General features: G+C 27.3%; 17 protein-coding genes and 1 tRNA gene. 15 read left to right on the top strand and 3 right to left on the bottom strand.

The window, feature by feature from the left end:
* Positions 1-77: 77 nt before the first annotated feature.
* Positions 78-153, top strand: a tRNA-Phe gene (locus tag CLPU_RS04875).
* Between the two features lie 98 nt (positions 154-251).
* Here the strand turns inward: CLPU_RS04875 and CLPU_RS04870 are convergent.
* A complete protein-coding gene (locus tag CLPU_RS04870) occupies positions 252-1,277 on the bottom strand; it encodes a ribonuclease H-like domain-containing protein (protein ID WP_050354519.1) in 1,026 nt (341 codons plus the stop codon).
* Between the two features lie 300 nt (positions 1,278-1,577).
* Between CLPU_RS04870 and CLPU_RS04865 the strand changes: the two genes are divergently transcribed.
* From CLPU_RS04865 to CLPU_RS04840, 6 genes are all read left to right on the top strand, one after another.
* Positions 1,578-3,692, top strand: a complete 2,115-nt coding sequence (locus tag CLPU_RS04865; RefSeq protein WP_235436108.1) for an N-6 DNA methylase family protein — start codon at positions 1,578-1,580, stop codon at positions 3,690-3,692.
* Between the two features lie 25 nt (positions 3,693-3,717).
* Positions 3,718-4,116, top strand: a complete 399-nt coding sequence (locus CLPU_RS04860; protein WP_050354518.1) for an NUDIX domain-containing protein — start codon at positions 3,718-3,720, stop codon at positions 4,114-4,116.
* Positions 4,117-4,199: 83 nt separating this feature from the next.
* Positions 4,200-5,666, top strand: coding sequence for a hypothetical protein (locus CLPU_RS04855; RefSeq protein ID WP_050354517.1), 1,467 nt, complete (start codon positions 4,200-4,202; stop codon positions 5,664-5,666).
* Positions 5,667-5,821: 155 nt separating this feature from the next.
* Complete coding sequence (locus CLPU_RS04850; RefSeq protein WP_050354516.1) at positions 5,822-6,820, top strand: acyl-CoA dehydratase activase-related protein; 999 nt, start codon at positions 5,822-5,824, stop codon at positions 6,818-6,820.
* Positions 6,792-7,901, top strand: a complete 1,110-nt coding sequence (locus tag CLPU_RS04845; protein WP_050354515.1) for an acyl-CoA dehydratase activase-related protein — start codon at positions 6,792-6,794, stop codon at positions 7,899-7,901. Before CLPU_RS04850 ends, CLPU_RS04845 begins: the two co-directional genes overlap by 29 nt.
* Complete coding sequence (locus CLPU_RS04840) at positions 7,876-8,856, top strand: acyl-CoA dehydratase activase (protein WP_050354514.1); 981 nt, start codon at positions 7,876-7,878, stop codon at positions 8,854-8,856. The genes CLPU_RS04845 and CLPU_RS04840 overlap by 26 nt, the downstream gene beginning before the upstream one ends.
* Before the next feature lie 69 nt (positions 8,857-8,925).
* Here the strand turns inward: CLPU_RS04840 and CLPU_RS04835 are convergent, their stop codons facing one another.
* Positions 8,926-9,951 (bottom strand): hypothetical protein, encoded by a 1,026-nt coding sequence (locus CLPU_RS04835; RefSeq protein WP_200898481.1) that lies wholly within the window; start codon positions 9,949-9,951, stop codon positions 8,926-8,928.
* A gap of 159 nt (positions 9,952-10,110) precedes the next feature.
* Here CLPU_RS04835 and CLPU_RS04830 point away from each other — a divergent pair, with 159 nt between their 5' ends.
* Complete coding sequence (locus CLPU_RS04830) at positions 10,111-11,601, top strand: hypothetical protein (protein WP_050354513.1); 1,491 nt, start codon at positions 10,111-10,113, stop codon at positions 11,599-11,601.
* 25 nt (positions 11,602-11,626) lie between these two features.
* On the opposite strand, the gene CLPU_RS04825 is transcribed toward CLPU_RS04830, so the two are convergent.
* Complete coding sequence (locus CLPU_RS04825; RefSeq protein WP_082154075.1) at positions 11,627-12,625, bottom strand: asparaginase; 999 nt, start codon at positions 12,623-12,625, stop codon at positions 11,627-11,629.
* 738 nt (positions 12,626-13,363) lie between these two features.
* Between CLPU_RS04825 and CLPU_RS04820 the strand changes: the two genes are divergently transcribed.
* The 7 genes from CLPU_RS04820 to CLPU_RS04790 all read left to right on the top strand — a co-directional run bounded on the left by CLPU_RS04820 (position 13,364) and on the right by CLPU_RS04790 (position 19,890).
* The gene (locus CLPU_RS04820; protein WP_050354512.1) at positions 13,364-14,521 is read left to right on the top strand and encodes a cysteine desulfurase family protein; all 1,158 of its coding nucleotides are present in this window, start codon (positions 13,364-13,366) and stop codon (positions 14,519-14,521) included.
* Positions 14,522-14,527: 6 nt separating this feature from the next.
* Complete coding sequence (gene thiI, locus CLPU_RS04815; protein WP_050354511.1) at positions 14,528-15,694, top strand: tRNA uracil 4-sulfurtransferase ThiI; 1,167 nt, start codon at positions 14,528-14,530, stop codon at positions 15,692-15,694.
* Between the two features lie 90 nt (positions 15,695-15,784).
* Positions 15,785-16,357, top strand: coding sequence for a LemA family protein (locus CLPU_RS04810; protein ID WP_050354510.1), 573 nt, complete (start codon positions 15,785-15,787; stop codon positions 16,355-16,357).
* 14 nt (positions 16,358-16,371) lie between these two features.
* Entirely contained in the window at positions 16,372-17,136 is a 765-nt protein-coding gene (locus CLPU_RS04805; protein WP_050354509.1) for a TPM domain-containing protein, read from the top strand.
* A gap of 192 nt (positions 17,137-17,328) precedes the next feature.
* Complete coding sequence (locus CLPU_RS04800; protein WP_050354508.1) at positions 17,329-18,297, top strand: metal ABC transporter substrate-binding protein; 969 nt, start codon at positions 17,329-17,331, stop codon at positions 18,295-18,297.
* 1 nt (position 18,298) lies between these two features.
* Positions 18,299-19,048, top strand: coding sequence for a metal ABC transporter ATP-binding protein (locus tag CLPU_RS04795; protein ID WP_050354507.1), 750 nt, complete (start codon positions 18,299-18,301; stop codon positions 19,046-19,048).
* Positions 19,049-19,062: 14 nt separating this feature from the next.
* Positions 19,063-19,890, top strand: a complete 828-nt coding sequence (locus tag CLPU_RS04790) for a metal ABC transporter permease (protein WP_050354506.1) — start codon at positions 19,063-19,065, stop codon at positions 19,888-19,890.
* Positions 19,891-19,934: the final 44 nt, after the last annotated feature.

Genomic DNA, 19,934 nt, shown 5'->3' with positions numbered 1-19,934 from the left:
CTTTAGCTCAGTTGGTTAGAGCGCCCGGCTCATAACCGGTAGGTCCGGGGTTCGAATCCCTGAAGGCCCACCATCTTGCCCAGATAGCTCAGTCGGTAGAGCAGGGGACTGAAAATCCCCGTGTCGGTGGTTCGATTCCGCCTCTGGGCACCATTGGTGAATTAAAGCTTCTATTCTTAAGAATAGAAGCTTTTTTTATTAATAAATTTTAGAATATAGATAAAGTTAGTTTGTAATAAAAAACATAGCAACTAATATATACAATTGCTATGTTTAGTTTTAGTATAATTTAATATTTCATATACTAAAATTTCTATATTATTAATTATATTGTTATTGTTTTCTTTAAGAAGAATAATATTATCAGGAATGTTATAAGTTTTGTTATCTATATGATCAGTATTTATGGGAATATCATCAGTACATATATAGTAACACATATTTCCATTAGATAGCTTTCCTTTATTGACTTTAATATCAATATTTAATATTCCTTCTTTAAGTATCCACTTTAAAGTATGAAAATCATCATAATGTATTTGAGAAGGACCGTCTAAAGGATTACTTGATCCTTTTATACTTAGTAGATTATTTGAAAACTTTATATCATTCTCTTGTATATTTAATCCAATAGCTTTATCATTTAGGACGTATTTAAGACATATAGTATCTCTACTTTCTATATGATCATAAATTTTTAAAATTTTTGGCAGATAAAGAATATCATCAAAGTTGTGCTTAAGTATTATTTTTCTAAGGTCTTCATTCTTATTTAGTTTATACTTATTGTATAGATCGACACTTTCTTTTCCAGATATAGTATCTTCTCTTTGAATACCTAAATATTTTTCTACTGACTTTAATTTACAGTCTTCCAAACCTAATGTAACTTTATTTTTTCTAATAATTCTTAATAAGTCTAAAGTATTACTGGTGTCTATATTAAAATTAATATTGTTATATACAAGTCTTTTATTAATGAAAGGAATATCAAATGTATTACCATTATAGGTTATAACAAAATCAAAATCTGATATAAAAGATACGAATGAGTTTAGTAATAATTTCTCCTCTTTAGGGCTATCGGCAAAGAATTGCTTGATAACTTGTTTATTATTTTTAATATATAATATGCCAATTAGAATAATTTTATTATATTTACTACTTAGTCCAGTAGTTTCAATGTCTAAAAAACAAATATTTTTATCATGAAGTAATTCTTTTAATTTATTTGGAATATATAACTTTTCATCTATGTTACAATCAATTTCCAACACTATAATAACTCCCCTTTTAGATTATCATAATTTAATTATACCAAAATTAAATAACTTTTAAAAACTTAGATAGTAAGTATTAGTAGAGAATAATCTAAAAATTTTTATATTAATAAATTATAGTAAAATAAGTTTTTAATAAAAAAAGAATAGTTAGATTTAAATTTACTATTTTATAAGTTATTTAGCTAAAATGTCATAGAGAGTTTAATTTTAGAAGGTTATTTTATAAAAGATATGATATATGTTAAAATAGTAATTGTCCTTTAAAGAATATCAATATGAAATGGAGGAAAGGACTTGAAAAGCCTTAAAGGTATAATAAGAAATATAATAGAAAGAAATGATGGTGACAATATTAATTGGAATATACACAAGATAAAAAGTATATTGCATTATATAAGTAGAGTAATTTTGATAATAATTGAAAGTAAAAATAAGGATTTAATAAAAAATATAGATTACATATTAAATAGATCGGAAAATAAATTTGAAGGAACATATTATGATATTTTTATAGATATGGAAGAGAAATATGACTTCAATCTATATCTTAACAAAGTAGATAAGTTAGATATAATAAACATTTTATTGAGTATGGATACTAATAATTTTAAGGAATCTTTCTTAGGAGAATTATATGAGAGCTTTACTACTGCAAAAGAAAGACAATATTTAGGACAAGTATATACGCCTAAATACATAGTTAAATATATGATAAATTCATCTATAAAAAAGGAAGACATAATCAATAATCCATATTTTAAAGTTATAGATCCATCATGTGGAGGAGGTTACTTTTTAATAGAAGCTTATAAAAAGATAAAAGATATTTTTAATCAGAACTATGATGAAATAATGTATAAGAATCCTTATCTAAAATTAAGTACTAAGGATGATATACATAAATTCATACTAACAAATAATATATGGGGAACTGATATAGATGAATTTTCAGTATTCATTACTGCATTTTCACTTATTGTAAATGGAACGATTGAAGAAAATATAAAGACTAATATAATTGAAAAAGATATTTTATTAGAAGATGAATTAAGTTTATTTAATTATGATGAAAGTTTTAAAGTTTTAGATAATCAATTTGATTTAGTTATGGGAAATCCTCCATATATAGGTCATAAAAAAATAGATAAGTTATATAGAAATAGAATAGCATCACACTATGAAGATGTATATTCAGATAAATCAGATATATCTTATTGCTTTTTTAAAAAAGGATATGAGCTTTTAAAGGAACAAGGAAAGCTTGTATATATTACATCTAGATATTTTCAGGAAGCCCCTTCCGCTAAAAAACTAAGAGATTTTATTTTAAATAGATTTCATATAAATAGGATTATTGATTTTTATGGAGAAAATATATTCAAAGGAGCTTCAGTAAGTTCGGCGATAATAGAATGTGAAAAATCTAAGGAATTAGAAAAAAATATTATGATATATAGACTTATGAATAATACATCTATAAAAGAAAAACAATTATATTTAGATGAAAATTATTTTGAAATATTTAAAATAGATCAAAGCACTTTAAAAGGAGATAAATGGATAATTGTTAATGGATCAGAAAGAAAAGTTTTTAAGAAAATTGAACGTAGAGGAAATTTTATACTAGATGACATATGTATATGCAATCAAGGAATTATTACTGGCTATGATAAAGCTTTTATAGTAGATATAGATACAATTGAAAAAGAAAACTTAGAAAAAAAGTATATTAAAGCATGGATAAAAAATAGTGATATTATGAAATATAGAGAGCCAAAAAACTCTAAATATATACTATACACTGATAGTATAGAAGATATAAGTGAATGTCCAAATATCATGAATAGATTATCTAAATATAGAGAAAGACTTTCAAATAGAAGAGAGTGTAAAAAAAATACTAGAGAATGGTATCAACTTCAATGGGGAAGAAATAAAGACGTATTTAAAAATGAGAAAATACTTTTTCCCTATAAATCTAAAGAGTGCAATTTTACAATATGCAACAATGAAGTTTACTGTAGTGCCGATGTATATATTTTAAATATAAAAAAACAGTTTAAAGATATTATTACTCTAGAATACTTAACAGCTTTTTTAAATTCGTCTCTATTTGAATTTTATTTTAAAATAGTGGCGAAAAAGCTAAATGATAAGCTATATGACTTTTATCCAAATAAGATTATGTCACTAAAGATAAAAGTTAATAAAGAACAAAGTATAATAAAAAATTTGGTAAATGATATGACGAATAAGTATACCAAATTTCATGGGAATGAAAAAGAACTTAACCATTATATTACCACAAATCAGAGAAAAATTAATGAGTATTTCTATAGTATATATGATTTAACTAAAGATGATATTAGAGTTATTGAAAACAAGTTAAATAAACTTAATACCAAATGATACAGTAGGTAAGGAGAAGATAAGGATGTTTAGAATAGTTACCAAAGCTTTAGTTTTTAAAGGAAATGAAATACTTATATTAAAAAGAGCTTCAAAATCAAAGTTTGGTAAAGATTTATGGGATATACCAGGAGGTAAATTAAATTTTGGAGAGGAGCCTTTAGAAGGATTATTAAGAGAGATATATGAGGAAACATCTTTAAGTATAAGTCCTAAAAGCATTATTGATGTTAGCTCAGGAATAGATAATGAAAAAGGGATTCAATATGTTACGATAACTTACTTATGTGATTATGTTTCAGGTGAAGTAAGGTTAAATGACGAAAATAAAGAATTTGCATGGGCAAATATAAAAAATATGAAAGACTATAATAAAATGTACTACTTGGAGCAATCTTTAGATAAATATCTAAAAAGTCTATAAAGCAATAACTAATGTAGTTTATTGAAAAAAATGTGGACAAGTAGTAAACTGTATATAATAAGATTACAAGGAGAGATTAACATATGGGAAAAGAAACGAACAAAGATAATGATCAATTTACTAAGTTATCTAATGAAGAACTACTGAATGATATAAAAGAAACTAATAGATCTCAATTATCCAATATAGGTCTTATGGCTTATGTTGAATTATTTAATAGAAACGTATACTTAAGAACAATATTAAAAGAAGAACAAGACTTATTAAAAGATATGTTAAATGATGAAAAAAGTTTCAAAGAGCTATATGATAAGTGTCATAGTAGTTTTATAGGATTAGAACAGGCTTCAAATTTAAAAGATTCGGAAGAAATAAATATAGATGAGCTTAAAGAACTAAGAAGAGATATTGTAAAGTTATTAAAAGGACTATCTGCATATTCTACAGAGATATCTTATTCAAATGAAATTGCTAAAGATATGATATATAAAAATTTTATCAAAGAAAATGAGACAGATTTAGATAAAAATTTAGATTATAGAAAATTTTATCAAAGTGTTAATGCTTTTATAATAGAAGATCCTAACATGATTAAAAATAAGGTTATGGATATAACTAGTATATTACCAGTTAGAGTCTCTAAACAAAAATACTATGACATTATATCAAAAGCATTTATTAGAAATTTATCTAAGGGTAGTAAGAAAAGAACAGATGTAGTTTTAAATAGATATAAGACACTATTTAATGGATCTTTGGAAGCTGAATACGGACTATATTTTAGTAAATATTTTAGAAAAGCTCAGGAAGCTAGACAAATTCAATTTGAAAAAGCTTCGCAAGAGGAACTTAAAGAAATATACAATGACACATTTAATACAATGTCAGAAATAAATAAAGTTTCTAATATAATAAGAGAATTAGGTGTTATTGTAAATAGAATCATAGCTATAGCAATGTTAAAGGAAAGTATATTATCTGAAATAGAAGAATATCCTATAAATTCTCTTGTAAGTTCATGGAAAAGCTATATAAAAGATGAAAACAATAGAAGTAAAGTTATAGAAAATTATAAAAAGCTATTTGAAGCACTAGATAAGAAATTTAAGGAAACAAATATTAAATTACAAAAGTTAACGTTAGAGAATTTTAATAGAAAAAATAAAATAGATGATAATCTAAAAGAAGAGCTTCTAAAAACTCAATATGTGTTAGACTATATAAATGACTATGCATTGGAGCAAGAGGAAATATTGCCATCAGACTATGAAGATGCTGTCGATAAAGAATACCTTGAACAAGCAGTTAAGAGTCTAATACAATTTATAGATAGAAATATAAAAGATATGAGTAATTCACAAAGAAGAATTAGAATGAAAAGATTACTTGCTTTAACAGAAATGGCATTTGCAAGTCCACAAGAGTTTTTCGAGTATTTTGCAAATAGTATAGATATGATAAGTTCTAAAGAAGAATTATTATCTACTATGAATAGCATATTAGAACTTATGAATTTTTATAGAAATAGTAAGAATACAGTAAAGCATTAAAACTATAAAAAAGCTGAACTAGTTATAAATAACTAATTCAGCTTTTTTACTATTTAATAAAAACGACTAAAATAAAAAAATTAGTCGTTTTTTTATTTTTTGTTATAAGAAGTAAATATTTGACAATAATAAAAAGGTAAGATTGGAGGGATAGAATGACTTATAAGGTAGGAATTCCACGAGGACTATTGTTTTATGAATACTATCCTTTATGGAAAGAATTTTTTAATGAACTTGAAGTAGAGGTTGTATTATCAAATAAAACTAATAAGGAAATATTAAACAAAGGGGTAAGTTCTTCGGTAGATGAATTATGTTTACCCGTCAAGGCATATCATGGACACGTAGAAGATTTAAAAAATAAGGTTGACTATATATTCATACCTAAGATAATGAGCGTACAAAAAAGAGAATATACTTGTCCCAAAATACTAGGATTGCCAGAGGTAGTGAAAAATTCTATAAAGGAACTACCAAATATGATTGACGTTCATATTAATTTGTCAAAAAACAATTTTAATATTGTAAATAGTGTCTTAGAAGTAGGGAAATACTTTACATCTAATCCTTATAAAATTATGAGGGCTTATAATAAAGCTATTAATAAATATAAAAAATATAATGAAATGCTAGTAAATGGTGTAAATCCTATAAGAGCACTAGAAAATTATGATAAGAACGTAGACTTTAAAAAGTTAAAAGAAAAAAGAGATTTAAATATCATGGTAGTAGGACATTCATATAATATTTATGATGATTATATTAGTATGAATACTATTCGCCAACTTGAAGATCAAAATATAAATGTAATAACTCCAGAAATGATAAGCCTAGAAAAAGTAAATTATTATTCTAAGAAACTTCCAAAACGAATGTTTTGGACCTTTGGAAGAAGAATAGTTGGAGCAGCATTTAATGCTATAGAAGAAAATTTAGTAGATGGGATAATTTATATATCTTCTTTTGGTTGCGGATTAGATTCTATATTAGTAGAAATTGTTCAGAGAGAATCAAGGAGGTTTGGAATGCCTTTTACATTATTAACAATAGACGAACATAGTGGGCAAGCAGGTGTGAATACCAGAATAGAAGCTTTTGTAGATATGATTAAATGGAGGGAAAGAAATGAAGATAACTTTTCCACACATGGGTAATACATATGTTGCAGCTAAAGCACTACTCGAAGATTTAGGAAACGAAGTAATTTTACCACCTAAATGTAGTAAAAAGACTTTAGAACTAGGAACTAAGTATTCCCCTGAAAATATATGTTTACCATTAAAAATTAATATTGGAAATTATATAGAAAGTATAGAAAAAGGAGCAGATACTATAGTCATAACTGGAAGTTGTGGACCATGTAGATTTGGATTTTATCCTTTATTAGAGCAAGAAATCCTTAGAGACCTAGGATATGATGTTGATCTTGTAACATTTGATCAACCACAAGAAGGAATAATTGAGCTAATAAGAAGAGTGACAAAAGTAACCAATACTAAGAGCCCATATAAAATTTTAAGAAGTGGTATCAAAGCAAAAAAAGTGTTGGACGAAGCAGATAATTTAATAGATTTTTCTAATAGTGTAAGGGCTAGGGCAATAGATAAATTTAAAGTAGACGTAATAATAAACAAATTCTATAAGGATATAGAAAATGTATATGGAGTAAAAGAAATACTAAGACTAATTGAAGATGCAAGAAAAGAAATGTCAAAAATTAAAATAGATAAGGACTTTAAACCAATGAGAGTAGGAATTATTGGTGAGATATATACTATCATAGAACCTTTTGTAAACTTAGAAATTGAGAAAAAACTAGGCTATCTAGGAATTGAAGTAAATAAATCATTATCCCCAAGCAAATGGGTTGACTTTCATTTAGCTTCATTTCCTTTTAGATCAAAAGAAGAAAAAAGGACATGGAAAGCTGCTAAACCTTATTTAGAAACTATGGTAGGAGGACATGGAAGAGAAACTGTAGGAAATGCTGTAATGTATGCTGAAGAAGGATATGATGGATTAATACAAATATTACCACTTACGTGTATGCCAGAAATAGTGGCAGAAAGTATAATGCCTACTATCCAAAATGATTATGATATTCCAATATTAACATTAGTTGTAGATGAAATGACAGGAGAATCTGGATATTTAACTAGAATAGAAGCATTTGTTGATTTGTTGAAAAGAAGAAGGGAGGAAATTGGTAGTGAAGACTTGTTATTTGGGAGTTGATGTAGGATCTGTAAGTACCAATTTAGTATTAATAGATGAAAACAATGATGTGATATATAAGAAATATTTAAGGACACAAGGAAAACCTATAGAGGTCCTTAAAAAAGGATTAAATGAACTAAGTAAAGAAATGAAGGATATTGAAATAAAAGGAGCTGGAACTACTGGTAGTGGTAGACACTTAGCTAGTATAGTATTAGGTGCTGATGAAGTTAAAAATGAAATTACAGCTCATGCTATTGCTTCTATAAATAGTGTACCTAATGCTAAAACTATAGTAGAAATTGGAGGACAGGACTCCAAAATCATAATAGTTAGAGATGGTATAGTAGTTGATTTTGCGATGAATACTGTTTGTGCAGCAGGAACAGGTTCATTTTTAGATAGACAGGCGGATAGATTAGGGATACACATAAGTGAATTTGGCGGATTAGCACTAAATTCTAAAAATCCTGTACGAATAGCAGGTAGATGTGCTGTATTTGCAGAGTCTGATATGATACACAAGCAACAATTAGGTCATAGTCAAGAAGATATAGCAAAAGGGCTTTGTGATGCATTAGTTAGAAACTATTTAAGTAATGTAGGTAAAGGAAAGGAAATATTAGGAGATATAGTATTTCAAGGTGGTGTAGCGGCTAATATAGGAATAAAGAGAGCATTTGAAGAAGCTCTTAACATGGACGTAATAGTTCCAGATAACTATGATGTGATGGGTGCAATAGGAGTAGCTATATTAGCAAGTGATAAAACTAAGAAAACAGGAGTAACTAAGTTTAAAGGTATGAACATAGCAAATGTTGATCATAAGGTAAGAGGCTTTGAATGTCAAGACTGTGCTAACATTTGTGAAGTAATAGAGATAATGGCTGAAGATGATATAATTTCAAGATATGGAGATAAATGTGGTAAGTGGACAAATAGCTTAGAAATAACTGATAGAACTATGATATAAAAAAGTAATATTTAGATATGAATTTAAAAGAATAAAGGGGCTATCTTTAAGATAGTCCCTTTATTCATATTAATCATCAGCTTGTAAATCATCAGATTGACCGCAACAGAAGTCATCATGATCGTTGTGATGACGATGCTTACGTTCCTCTCTTTCTTCCCTTTCTTTCTCTTTCTTACATTCTCTTACACTGTCTTTATCGATTTGATTCGGGAATAGAGTAGGGAACTCATTACAAATTGTTGAAACTTCTGGCTCAAGTTGAGGGAATCCTGTAGATAAAACACAAAGCTGAACTGGAACGATGATTTTCTTCTCACAAGTTATACATAGAGCAATTATTAAGTTAACTCTAACACTTCCTGTAGAAGGATTCACAGAGATATCTCTTAATATACTGTTAGTAGCTAATCTAGGTTCACAGTCTATATTACAGAACTCAGTAAATCTTGGTAAAAATGCAGAGTCAAATACTGATGGGATACAAAGTTCAAAGAAATTAGTTAATACTAATGGCTCTGAAGGACATGCTATGTTAATGTTACCTACTAATGTAACTTCACACTCTTTATCACAATCATCACTAACTACAACATCTAATTCTACAACTACATTACCGCTAACTTTTAGTGTCTGAGTACCAAAGATAGGAGTTCCTTTACATTTTTCATCACAATCTTGAGTATCAGCAAATATTAATTTCTCACTTTTGAATCCATCAGGACCTACGGCTCTAATAGGGTTACCACATCCATCTTCAACAAATTGAGCTCCTGATAATAATGTTTTTGGTTTTACAACTAAATTAGCAGGATCATTTATGTCTTTAGGATTGAAAAACTTTTTACATCTTATTTCTAGAACTCTAATTATTCTATTTCCTCTTCCTATGGCAGGACCAAAAGGTTGATCTGTTACGGTTTTTAAACCTTGTAAATTAAATAAAGCTGCATCATAAACTTTTTGAACATATATTGGTTCTGCTTTAACTTTTCTTAAATTACCGTCAAAAGAACATCCAGTTTCTCCAATACAACATTTATTAGGTAATCCAAGACTAATGGGTTCTTGTTTTCTTCTACCACAGCAACTCATATATATATACCCTCCTTATTTCTAAATTATAAGAATTAACAATTCTTACTATAATATATTCTTGCTAAAAAAAATTGTTACATTACTAATAAAAATTGTCATATATTATAAGGTTGCTAAATATCATTATTACCAAGGTATAAATAAGGAGGTGATATTGTGCCATTTATAAATCAAAGAGGAAATCTAGTTACAGATAGCTATGGAAATGTTTATAGTTTTGACCTTACGGATAAGGGCTTAGAGGTAGTATATCATGATAAAGCTACAAGAAAGAGTGATAGAAATATTTTAGCAGAAGATGGGACGATGGAATATGATGTTACTATAAATAAAGAAGATGATATTTATGTAGTATGCCAGAAAACTGATACAAGTATTTCTTTGTATTCTTTAGTGAATAATAGATGGACAGAGAACGTTATTTCAGATGGATTTAGTGAAGACATGTATAATTTAAATATAATTGCTACAGAAGAAAATATTCATATACTATATTGCTTACAATCAGAGATAGATAGTTCTAAATTAACTGTATATCATCATTATTTAAAGGATAATAAATGGAATACAAATGTGGTATCAGATATATTTAGAAGAGAACTACTGAATCCTATACAAGTAGTAAAGCAAAAAGATAAGTTAATACTGGGATATTATAACTTAGTAGATCGTTGTGAGGAAATTTTTATAAATATATTTGATATAAATACAGAGACATGGGGAAGATCATTACAGATTACTAATGATCAATCTACAAAACTATACTTGGATATAATGTATAAAGATGACTGTATACATATAACTTATAGTGAATATGAATATGATAATTTAAGTATAAAATATAAAAAGTATAATATATCTGATAGTCATATTAAACTAATATCTGAAGACACTTTGTCGAATCCTGCCAATTGCACTTACTCTACTCTAGTATATGAAAGTGGACTATTGTGGAATATATGGACAGAATATGATAATGTAGTAAGTTGCTTTTCTGAGGACGAAGGAATTACATGGACCAATCCTTATTTATGGCCTGAATCTAAGAAAAAGAATTTTGCAAGATATAAGTTTGTTACAAATGAAAGTAATATAAAAAATGCATATTTGCTAAACTATGCATTTGGAACAATTCATCCACAATTAGCCTTTTTAGGATTTGGAAATGTTGATAAAGCATATGAAGTTGCTAAAAAAAAAGATATTGGTTCTGATATGTATGATAAAAACAACGAAGAAAATTATAAATATGAACAATATCAGCAAAATTCTAAAGAGAAAAAAGAGACAAAGACACATCCAGATGATGAATATTTCTTAGATATATATGAAAAAGCTTATCAAAAGCCAATAAGAAAAAGACGTGGTAATTATGACGTTTATAACGCTAGTAGTGAATATAATGAAAGAAAGGATGTGGTTAAAACAAAAAACCAAGACCTTCTAGTTAAAGAAATAAAAACATTGAGACAAATATTAGATGAATTAGATATTAGAATAGAAAAAATAGAAAATCGTATAAAAAGACTTACAAATGACGATCAGGATGAAAAGGTATATGAAACTTTAAAAGACTTAGAAAAAAGAGTAAACGAATTAGAAGTAGTATTAAGTAAGAGAAGGAGGCCTTTTGGAGCTAGATATTAATAAGAAAGCGGATTTATCCGCTTTCTTATATGTCTGAATATATATTTTTCTCAAATATTTGTTTTAAAAGTTTTAAGTCCTGAGTTATGGTTAAAGCTAACATTAATTTAATTCTAGCTTTTTGTCCTGGTAAGTTGCTTCCAAATATACAACCTAAATCTCTCAAGTCTTTCCCACCTCCAGGATAACCATATGAATCCAACACACGACCAGAATGACATCTAGAAACTATAACTACTGGAATATTTTTCTCTATAGCTTTTTTTATACCTTCTAACATTTCTATTGGAACATTACCTCTTCCTAAAGCTTCTATGACAATTCCTTTATAATTACTATCTATACAAAAATTGATTAAATCAGAATTCATACCTGCAACACATTTTAAAAGGGCTACATTATTTTCAATTTTATCAGTATTTATATAATTATCTCTAATTATTATATCTCTATAAAAAATAACTTCATTATTATCTACGATTCCTAATGCTCCAAACTCTAGTGATTTAAAAGTAGAAAGGGATAAAGTATTAGTCTTAGTTACTTCATATGCAGTATTTACCTCGTCATTCATAACAACTAAAACGCCTTTTCCCCTTGATTTTGGAGATAAAGCAGTAAATACAGCAGCTGAAAGATTACTAGGACCGTCATAACCTAATTCTGAAGAGTTTCTCATAGCTCCAACAACAACTATAGGTTTTTCAGTTCTAATATTTAAATCTAAGAGATATGCAGTTTCTTCTAATGTATCAGTTCCATGGGTAATTACAACAGATGTTATATCTTCTCTAGAAATAAGTTTTTTTACTAAGTTAGAAAGTCCCATCATTTTAATAGGAGACATGTGAGGTCCTGGTAATTTGCCAAAACTAATTATTTCGACTTCTGCTATCTCGTTTATGTTAGGTACCATAGACAATATTTCATCACCAGATAATGCTGGGACAGCTACATTTAATTCAGGATCTTTTTTCATTGAAATAGTACCACCTGTAAAAACTACAGCAATCTTATTTTTCAAAATTAACCCCCCCTATAAAAATATACTCTATAAGTTATTATTCTAATTTTTAAAATTATTATTAGATTTATTTAAAATATTCCTTATGATGTTATATCATAAAAAAATAAATAAAAAAAGACTCCTGGGTAGAGTCTTTTTTTATACAATCCTAAACTAAGATTGTATAGTAAAACCGTTCAAAAGGGGTATTGGGAATAGAGATCTCATTTGAGGTTACCAGGGGGATAACCACAAAACAAATTATAACAAAAAGTGACATGATATGCAACACTTTTATAAAAAAAATTTAAAAAACTTAAGAAGATTATAAAAAGCAGTCGAAACAAGTCGAAAAACACACGTAAATTCGACAAAAAATAAAATTTATAAATTAATCTATTATGCTAGCTAAATTTCAATAATATGGAAAATATTATACTGATAGCTTTTTCACTAAAATAGAATAAATTAAAAATAGTAATCTTAATATAAAAAATAACTAATATGACAATTAAAATTAACTTAACCATTTTTCTTTGATTTTATCCTTAGAATGATAAAAAAATATATTTATTTAAAAATAGACTTAGAAAATTAAATGGATTAAAATTTTGAACTATTTTATAGGCTATAATATAATGAATATTTGTAAGTAAAGTAAAAATAAAGCTATAGTGATATAAAAATATTCTTTTTATAGAATAATACTTGTAAAAGGTAAGCTTTAAATGTATTCTAAAAATTAGAGGTGGTTAGATGAAAGTGTACTTAGATAATAGTGCCACTACAAGACCTAGAGATGAAGTTATAGAATGTATGATATATATGTTAAAAGAGGAATATGGAAATCCATCATCTCTTCATAGAATGGGACTTGAAGTGGAAAAGAAAGTTGAAAATTCAAGAAAAATAATATCTGAGTTTTTAAAAGTAAATAAGGAAGAAATATTTTTCACATCAGGTGGAACAGAAAGTAATAATATAGCTATTCAAGGTATAGTAAACAAATATTCTAAAAAAGGAAATCATATAATTACAACAAAAATAGAGCATTCTTCTGTTTTAAATATATTTAAACATTATGAGAGTAAAAGTTTTGAAGTTACTTACCTAGATATAGATGAATATGGATTTATTGATTTAGTTCAGTTAGAAAGATCAATAACTGATAAAACAATTTTGATTTCTACAATGTTAGTAAATAATGAAATAGGGACAGTACAAGATATAAATAAAATAAGAGATATTATTAATAGAAAAAATAAGTCTATAAAATTACATGTTGATGGAATACAAGCTTTTGGCAAAATAAATGTGGACTTAAATAAAATGGGTATAGATGCATTTACATTTAGTGGACACAAAATTCATGGTCCTAAAGGAATAGGCGGAATATTTATAAAAAAGGATTTGAAGCTAGAATCTATAATATTTGGAGGAAATCAAGAAAATGGTATAAGATCAGGTACTGAAAATACTCCAGGAATAGTAGGATTAGGAAAAGCGGTAGAAATACTTAAGAGTAAACATAAAGAAGAAAGAGAACATATTTTAAGCTTAAAGAAATATTTTTTACAAAGAATTGAAAATGAAATTAGTAATATAAAAATAAACAGCTTAACAGATGAAAGATGTGCTCCACATATACTTAATATATCTTTTATGGGAATAAAGGGAGAAATACTTCTTCATTACCTAGAGGAAGATAGAATATATGTTTCTACAGCGTCTGCTTGTTCATCAAAAGGAAAAGGGAAAAGTCATGTGCTTAAATCTTTAGGATTAAGTGAAAAAGAAATAGAAGGTGCAATAAGATTTAGTTTTGCTTACTCAAATACGTTAGAAGAGTTAGATTATGTTATAGAAAAACTAAAATATTCAGTAGATGAAATAAGAAAAATAACTATGAGGTGATTACAAATGGATAAGGTAGTAAGTGTTAGTTTTGGAGAAATTGCATTAAAGGGATTGAATAGATCATATTTTGAGAATAAATTAATTAAACATATAAAAAATGTTATAAAGGATCTAGGAAAATCTAAAATTTACAGAGAACAAGGAAAATTATTTATAGAATGTGATGATGATGATATTGATTTAGTTATAAATAGAGTAAGAAAAGTATTTGGAATAGTATATATATCTCCCTGCTATAGAGTAGAGAAAGATATAGATGAAATTAAGAAATATTCAATAGAAGCTTTAAAGGATGCATTACAAGAAGGAAAAAGAACTTTTAAAGTTGAGACAAAAAGAGCAGATAAGAATTTTCCTTTGAAATCACCTGAAATATCTAGAGAAATAGGAGGATATTTACTAGAAAATATAGATGATATAAATGTAGACGTTCATAATCCAGAAGTATATTTAAATATAGATATTAGGACTAAATGTTATATATATACTAAAAAAATAAAAGGATATGGTGGATTACCATTAGGGACTAATGGTAAGGGATTACTACTACTTTCTGGAGGAATAGACAGCCCAGTAGCTGGATTTTTAATGGCTAAAAGAGGTGTTGAATTAAGCGCAATTCATTATCATAGCTATCCATTTACAAGCGAAAGAGCTGAAGAAAAAGTTAAAAATTTAGCAAACATACTTTCAAGATATTGCGGTAACATAAAACTATATAGTGTTAACTTACTTAATATACAAAAAGAAATAAATAAAAACTGTCCAGAAGATGAGATGACTATAATTTCAAGAAGATTTATGATGAGAATTGGTGAAGCTATAGCTAAAAAAGAAGGCATAGATGCATTGATAACTGGAGAAAGTTTAGGTCAAGTAGCTAGTCAAACTATAAAAGGAATAAATGTAACGAATTCATCTGTTGAATTACCTGTATTTAGACCTTTAATAGGAATGGATAAGGTAGAAATTACTGATATAGCTAAAGATATAGAAACATTTGAAACATCAATACTTCCTTATGAAGATTGTTGTACTGTATTTTTACCAAAACACCCAGTTACTAGACCAAAACTTGAAGATATAGAAAAGTCAGAAGAAATACTTGATGTAGAAGGATTAATAAATGATGCGATAGAAAAAATTGAAGTTTATAATATTAATGCTTAGATACAAAAATTGTAATATAAGTATACAATTAATTGATAAAGTTGTATAATAAATGTAATCGGGGTTTATATTTTTGAATTAAAAGGAGATATGAATAAAATGAAAAAAGGTACTTTAAGTCTAATAATAATATTAGGGTTAATAGCCGTACTTGGCTTCACATTAGTAGGAAGTTATAATAACTTAGTTAAATTAGATGAAGAAACTAACGCTAAATGGGCTCAAGTTGAAAATCAACTAAAAAGAAGAGCTGATTTAATTCCTAATTTAGTTAATACAGTAAAAGGATTTGCAAAACAAGAACAAGATGTATTAGTTGGAGTTACTAAAGCAAGAAGTGGAATTGTAGAGGCTAAAAATCCACAAGAATATGCTAGGGCTAATGAACAACTAAATACGGCACTATCAAAATTAAATGTAGTAGTTGAGAAATATCCTGAGTTAAAATCAAATGAAAACTTTATAAGACTACAAGATGAATTGGCTGGCACAGAAAATAGACTTGCTGTTTCTAGAATGGATTATAATGAATCTGCGAAAATATTTAATGGTAAAGTAAGAAGATTCCCAACCAATATATTTGCAGGAATGTTTGGATTTGAGAAAAAACAATATTTTGAGATAAACCAAGAAGATAAAAAGCTTCCAGAAGTAAAATTCTAATTAAGGTGAAATAAATGAAATTTAAAAAATCAAAACTGTTAGTATTTTTTTTGATTGTATTTACTTTTATAGTTAATGTTACTACAGCTTATGGGGAAAAGCTAAGACTTCCAGAACCAAATGAAAGTTTTTATGTATATGATGAAGTTGGGGTAATAGAGGAGAAAACATCCAATTATATTATAGATACTAATAGATCACTATATGAACAAACTGGGGCACAAGTTGTAGTTGCTGTAGTAGATAGTTTACAAGATAGTACTATAGAAGAATATGCAAATGCTCTTTTTAGGAAATGGGAAATAGGAAGTAAAGATAAAAATAATGGTGTATTACTATTAGTAGCTCCAAATGATAAAAAAATGAGAATAGAAGTTGGATATGGATTAGAAGGAGCTATCCCAGATGGAAAAGCAGGAGCAATAAGTGATGATTATATCACTCCTTTATTTAAAGAGAATGATTATGATCAAGGAATTAGAAATGGATTTTCAGCTATTATTGGAGTAATAGCTGAAGAGTATGATATACAATTAGATACAGATGTACCTAATAATATGAGTGCTAATGATAGAGATTCAAGCAAATTAGGTATGTTTGGTATAATAGGGCTCATTGTATTTTTGTTTATAGACTTTAAATTTTTTGGTGGTATAATTACTATATCCATACTAAGATCGATAGGAAGAAATGGTCGTGGAGGCGGCGGTGGTTTTGGAGGAGGTTCCTCAGGAGGCGGTGGCTCATCTGGTGGTGGAGGAGCTAGTAGAGGATGGTAATAGCGTAGATATTTTATATCTACGCTTATTTTTTGAGCAAAAGGTATATAAAGATAGTATATGGCAATTAATAAAATAAAAAGCAAAATAAATAATCTTTGCTTAAAATAAAAGCAACTAGGGTATTTATATTCAATTGTAAATGAGATATATAAAAGTATATAATTTAATTATTATACAAGGAGGAATATTATGAAAAGAAAACTACTCATATTATTCACTATAATGTTAATGGCAGCTAGTGGTTGTTCAGTTCAAAAATCTTCAAAGAATGTATCGGAAAATAAAAACTCAAAAGTGAAGATTTATGCAAGTATATATCCTTTAAGTTATCTTACAAAGGAAATAGGTAAAGATAAAGTTGATTTACATACTATTGTTCCAGCAGGTGTTGAGGTTCATGACTATGAGTTATCATTAAGACAAACAGGTAAAATAGGTGAGTCTGATTTATTTATTTTTAATGGAGCAGGAATGGAAAGTTGGGGAGAAAAAACTGCTAACAATGTTAAAGATAAAGGAGTAAAGACTATAAATGCAAGTGAGTATGTAGATTTATTAGACTCAAAAGAAGAGGAAAATCATAAACATGAGAATGACGAAAAACATAATCATAAAGATGGACATAGTCATGATGGGGTAGATCCACATATTTGGCTTAATCCATTAAATATGAACGAGATCGGTAAGCAAATAAAGGAAGCATTAATAAGTATAGATAAGAAAAATAAAGATTTTTATGAAAAAAATTATAAAGAGTTGTCTGAGAAACTGAAAGGGTTGGATGAAAAGTATAATAATACTTTAAAAGATAAGAAAAAAGATACTATACTAGTATCACATTCTGCTTTTGGATATCTAGTAAATAGATACAATATTAAACAGATTTCAGTTACAGGTATAACGCCTTATGCTGAACCTAGTCCAAAGACACTTGCTAATTTAATAGATATAGCTAAAAAAGAAGATATAGAATATATTTTTCTTGAGGTTCTTGCTAATCCTAAATCAGTTGAAATGATATCAAAGGAAGCTAATTTAAAAGTTCTTACACTAAATCCAATAGAAGGACTTACAAAAGAACAAGAAAAGAAAGGAATAGATTATATAGATATAATGGAGGAGAACTTAAACAACTTAAAGAAAGTGTTGGTGGATTAAGATGTCAGACATTATAGTAGATATAAAAAATTTGAATTTTAGTTATGATAATAATCAAGTGTTAAAAAATATAAACTTAAAAATATATAAAGGTGACTATATAGGAATAATAGGAAGTAATGGTTCCGCAAAAAGTACTCTATTAAAGCTTATGTTAGGACTTTTAAAACCAGACAGTGGAGAAATAAAGATATTTAATAAGAGCATAAATAACTTCAATAGTTGGCATAACATAGGTTACTTATCTCAGCAAGTGAGATCATTCAACTCTAAGTTTCCAGCTACTGTAGAAGAAGTAATTGGAGCTAATCTTCACTCTCAAATGGGGTTTTTAAAGTTTTTAAATAAAAAACATAAGAAAAAAATATATGAAGTTTTAAAGATAGTTGATATGGAAGAATATAAGGATAGACTTATAGGTAGTTTATCTGGGGGACAACAACAGAGAGTATTTATAGCCAGATTGTTAATAAGTAATCCTAAAATAATATTTATGGATGAACCTTTAGTTGGAGTAGATATAAAGTCCCAAGGTAGCTTCTATAGATTAATGGAAAAACTGAACAAAGAAATGGGAATAACATTAGTTATGGTTACACATGATGTAGGGGAAATATCAGAAAAAGCTAATAAAGTAGCTTGTTTAAACGATGGGCAAATTTACTTTTATGATGCTAAAAACTTTGCAAAGAGCAAGTACTTAAGAGAAATAATAGAAAATGATATGAATAAGTTAGGTAATTATAAATAGTAGGTGATGGGGATATGACTATGTTAAATTATGATTTTATGCAAAGAGCTTTAATTATAGGGGTAGTAGTGTCTTTAATTTGTTCCACTATAGGACTTTTTCTAGTACTTAAAAGATTTTCTATGGTAGGAGATACACTATCTCATGTAGCATTAGCAGGAGTAGCTACTGGAATGGTATTAGATATATATCCAGTTTATACAGCTATAGCAATATCCATAGTAGCTTCTTTAGGAATAGAGAAGTTAAGGCGAGAATATGAAAAATATGCGGAAATATCTTTATCTATAGTTCTAGCTGCAGGAATAGGAGTCGCAAGTATTCTTATTAACTTATATGAAGGGAAAACAAGTGGCATAATGGGCTATTTGTTTGGAAGTATTTCACTTGTTACTAATGAAGATTTATACATAGTTATTTTACTTGGACTTATTATAATAGCTTCAATAGTTATACTATATAGAAGTTTGTTTTATACTACATTTGATGAAGAACATGCAAAATTATCAGGACTCAAGGTTAAGTCTATAAATATATATTTTTCAATATTAGTTGCTCTTACTGTAACTGTTTCAATGAGAATAGTAGGAATATTGTTAGTATCGTCTCTTATGGTACTTCCCGTTGCTACAAGCCTACAATTAGCTAGAAGTTTTAAAAGTGCTTTATTACTATCTAATATTTTTGGATTGATTTCTGTTATTTCAGGACTTATAACTTCATTTTATTTAGACTTATCTCCTGGAGGAGCAATAGTAATGGCTTCGCTTATTATCTTAGTAATAGTTATGATAGCAAAAAATGGTTTGAAAATATTTAATAAAAGAGATGTTAAAATATAGATTTTAAATTAATAATCTAAATAGTTTTAAAATTAATTTAAAAA

Source organism: Gottschalkia purinilytica, from assembly GCF_001190785.1.
In the GTDB taxonomy this organism is placed as follows: domain Bacteria; phylum Bacillota; class Clostridia; order Tissierellales; family Gottschalkiaceae; genus Gottschalkia_A; species Gottschalkia_A purinilytica.
The sequence above is the reverse complement of the archived record's forward strand: the minus strand, read 5'-3'. Positions and strand labels throughout refer to the sequence as shown.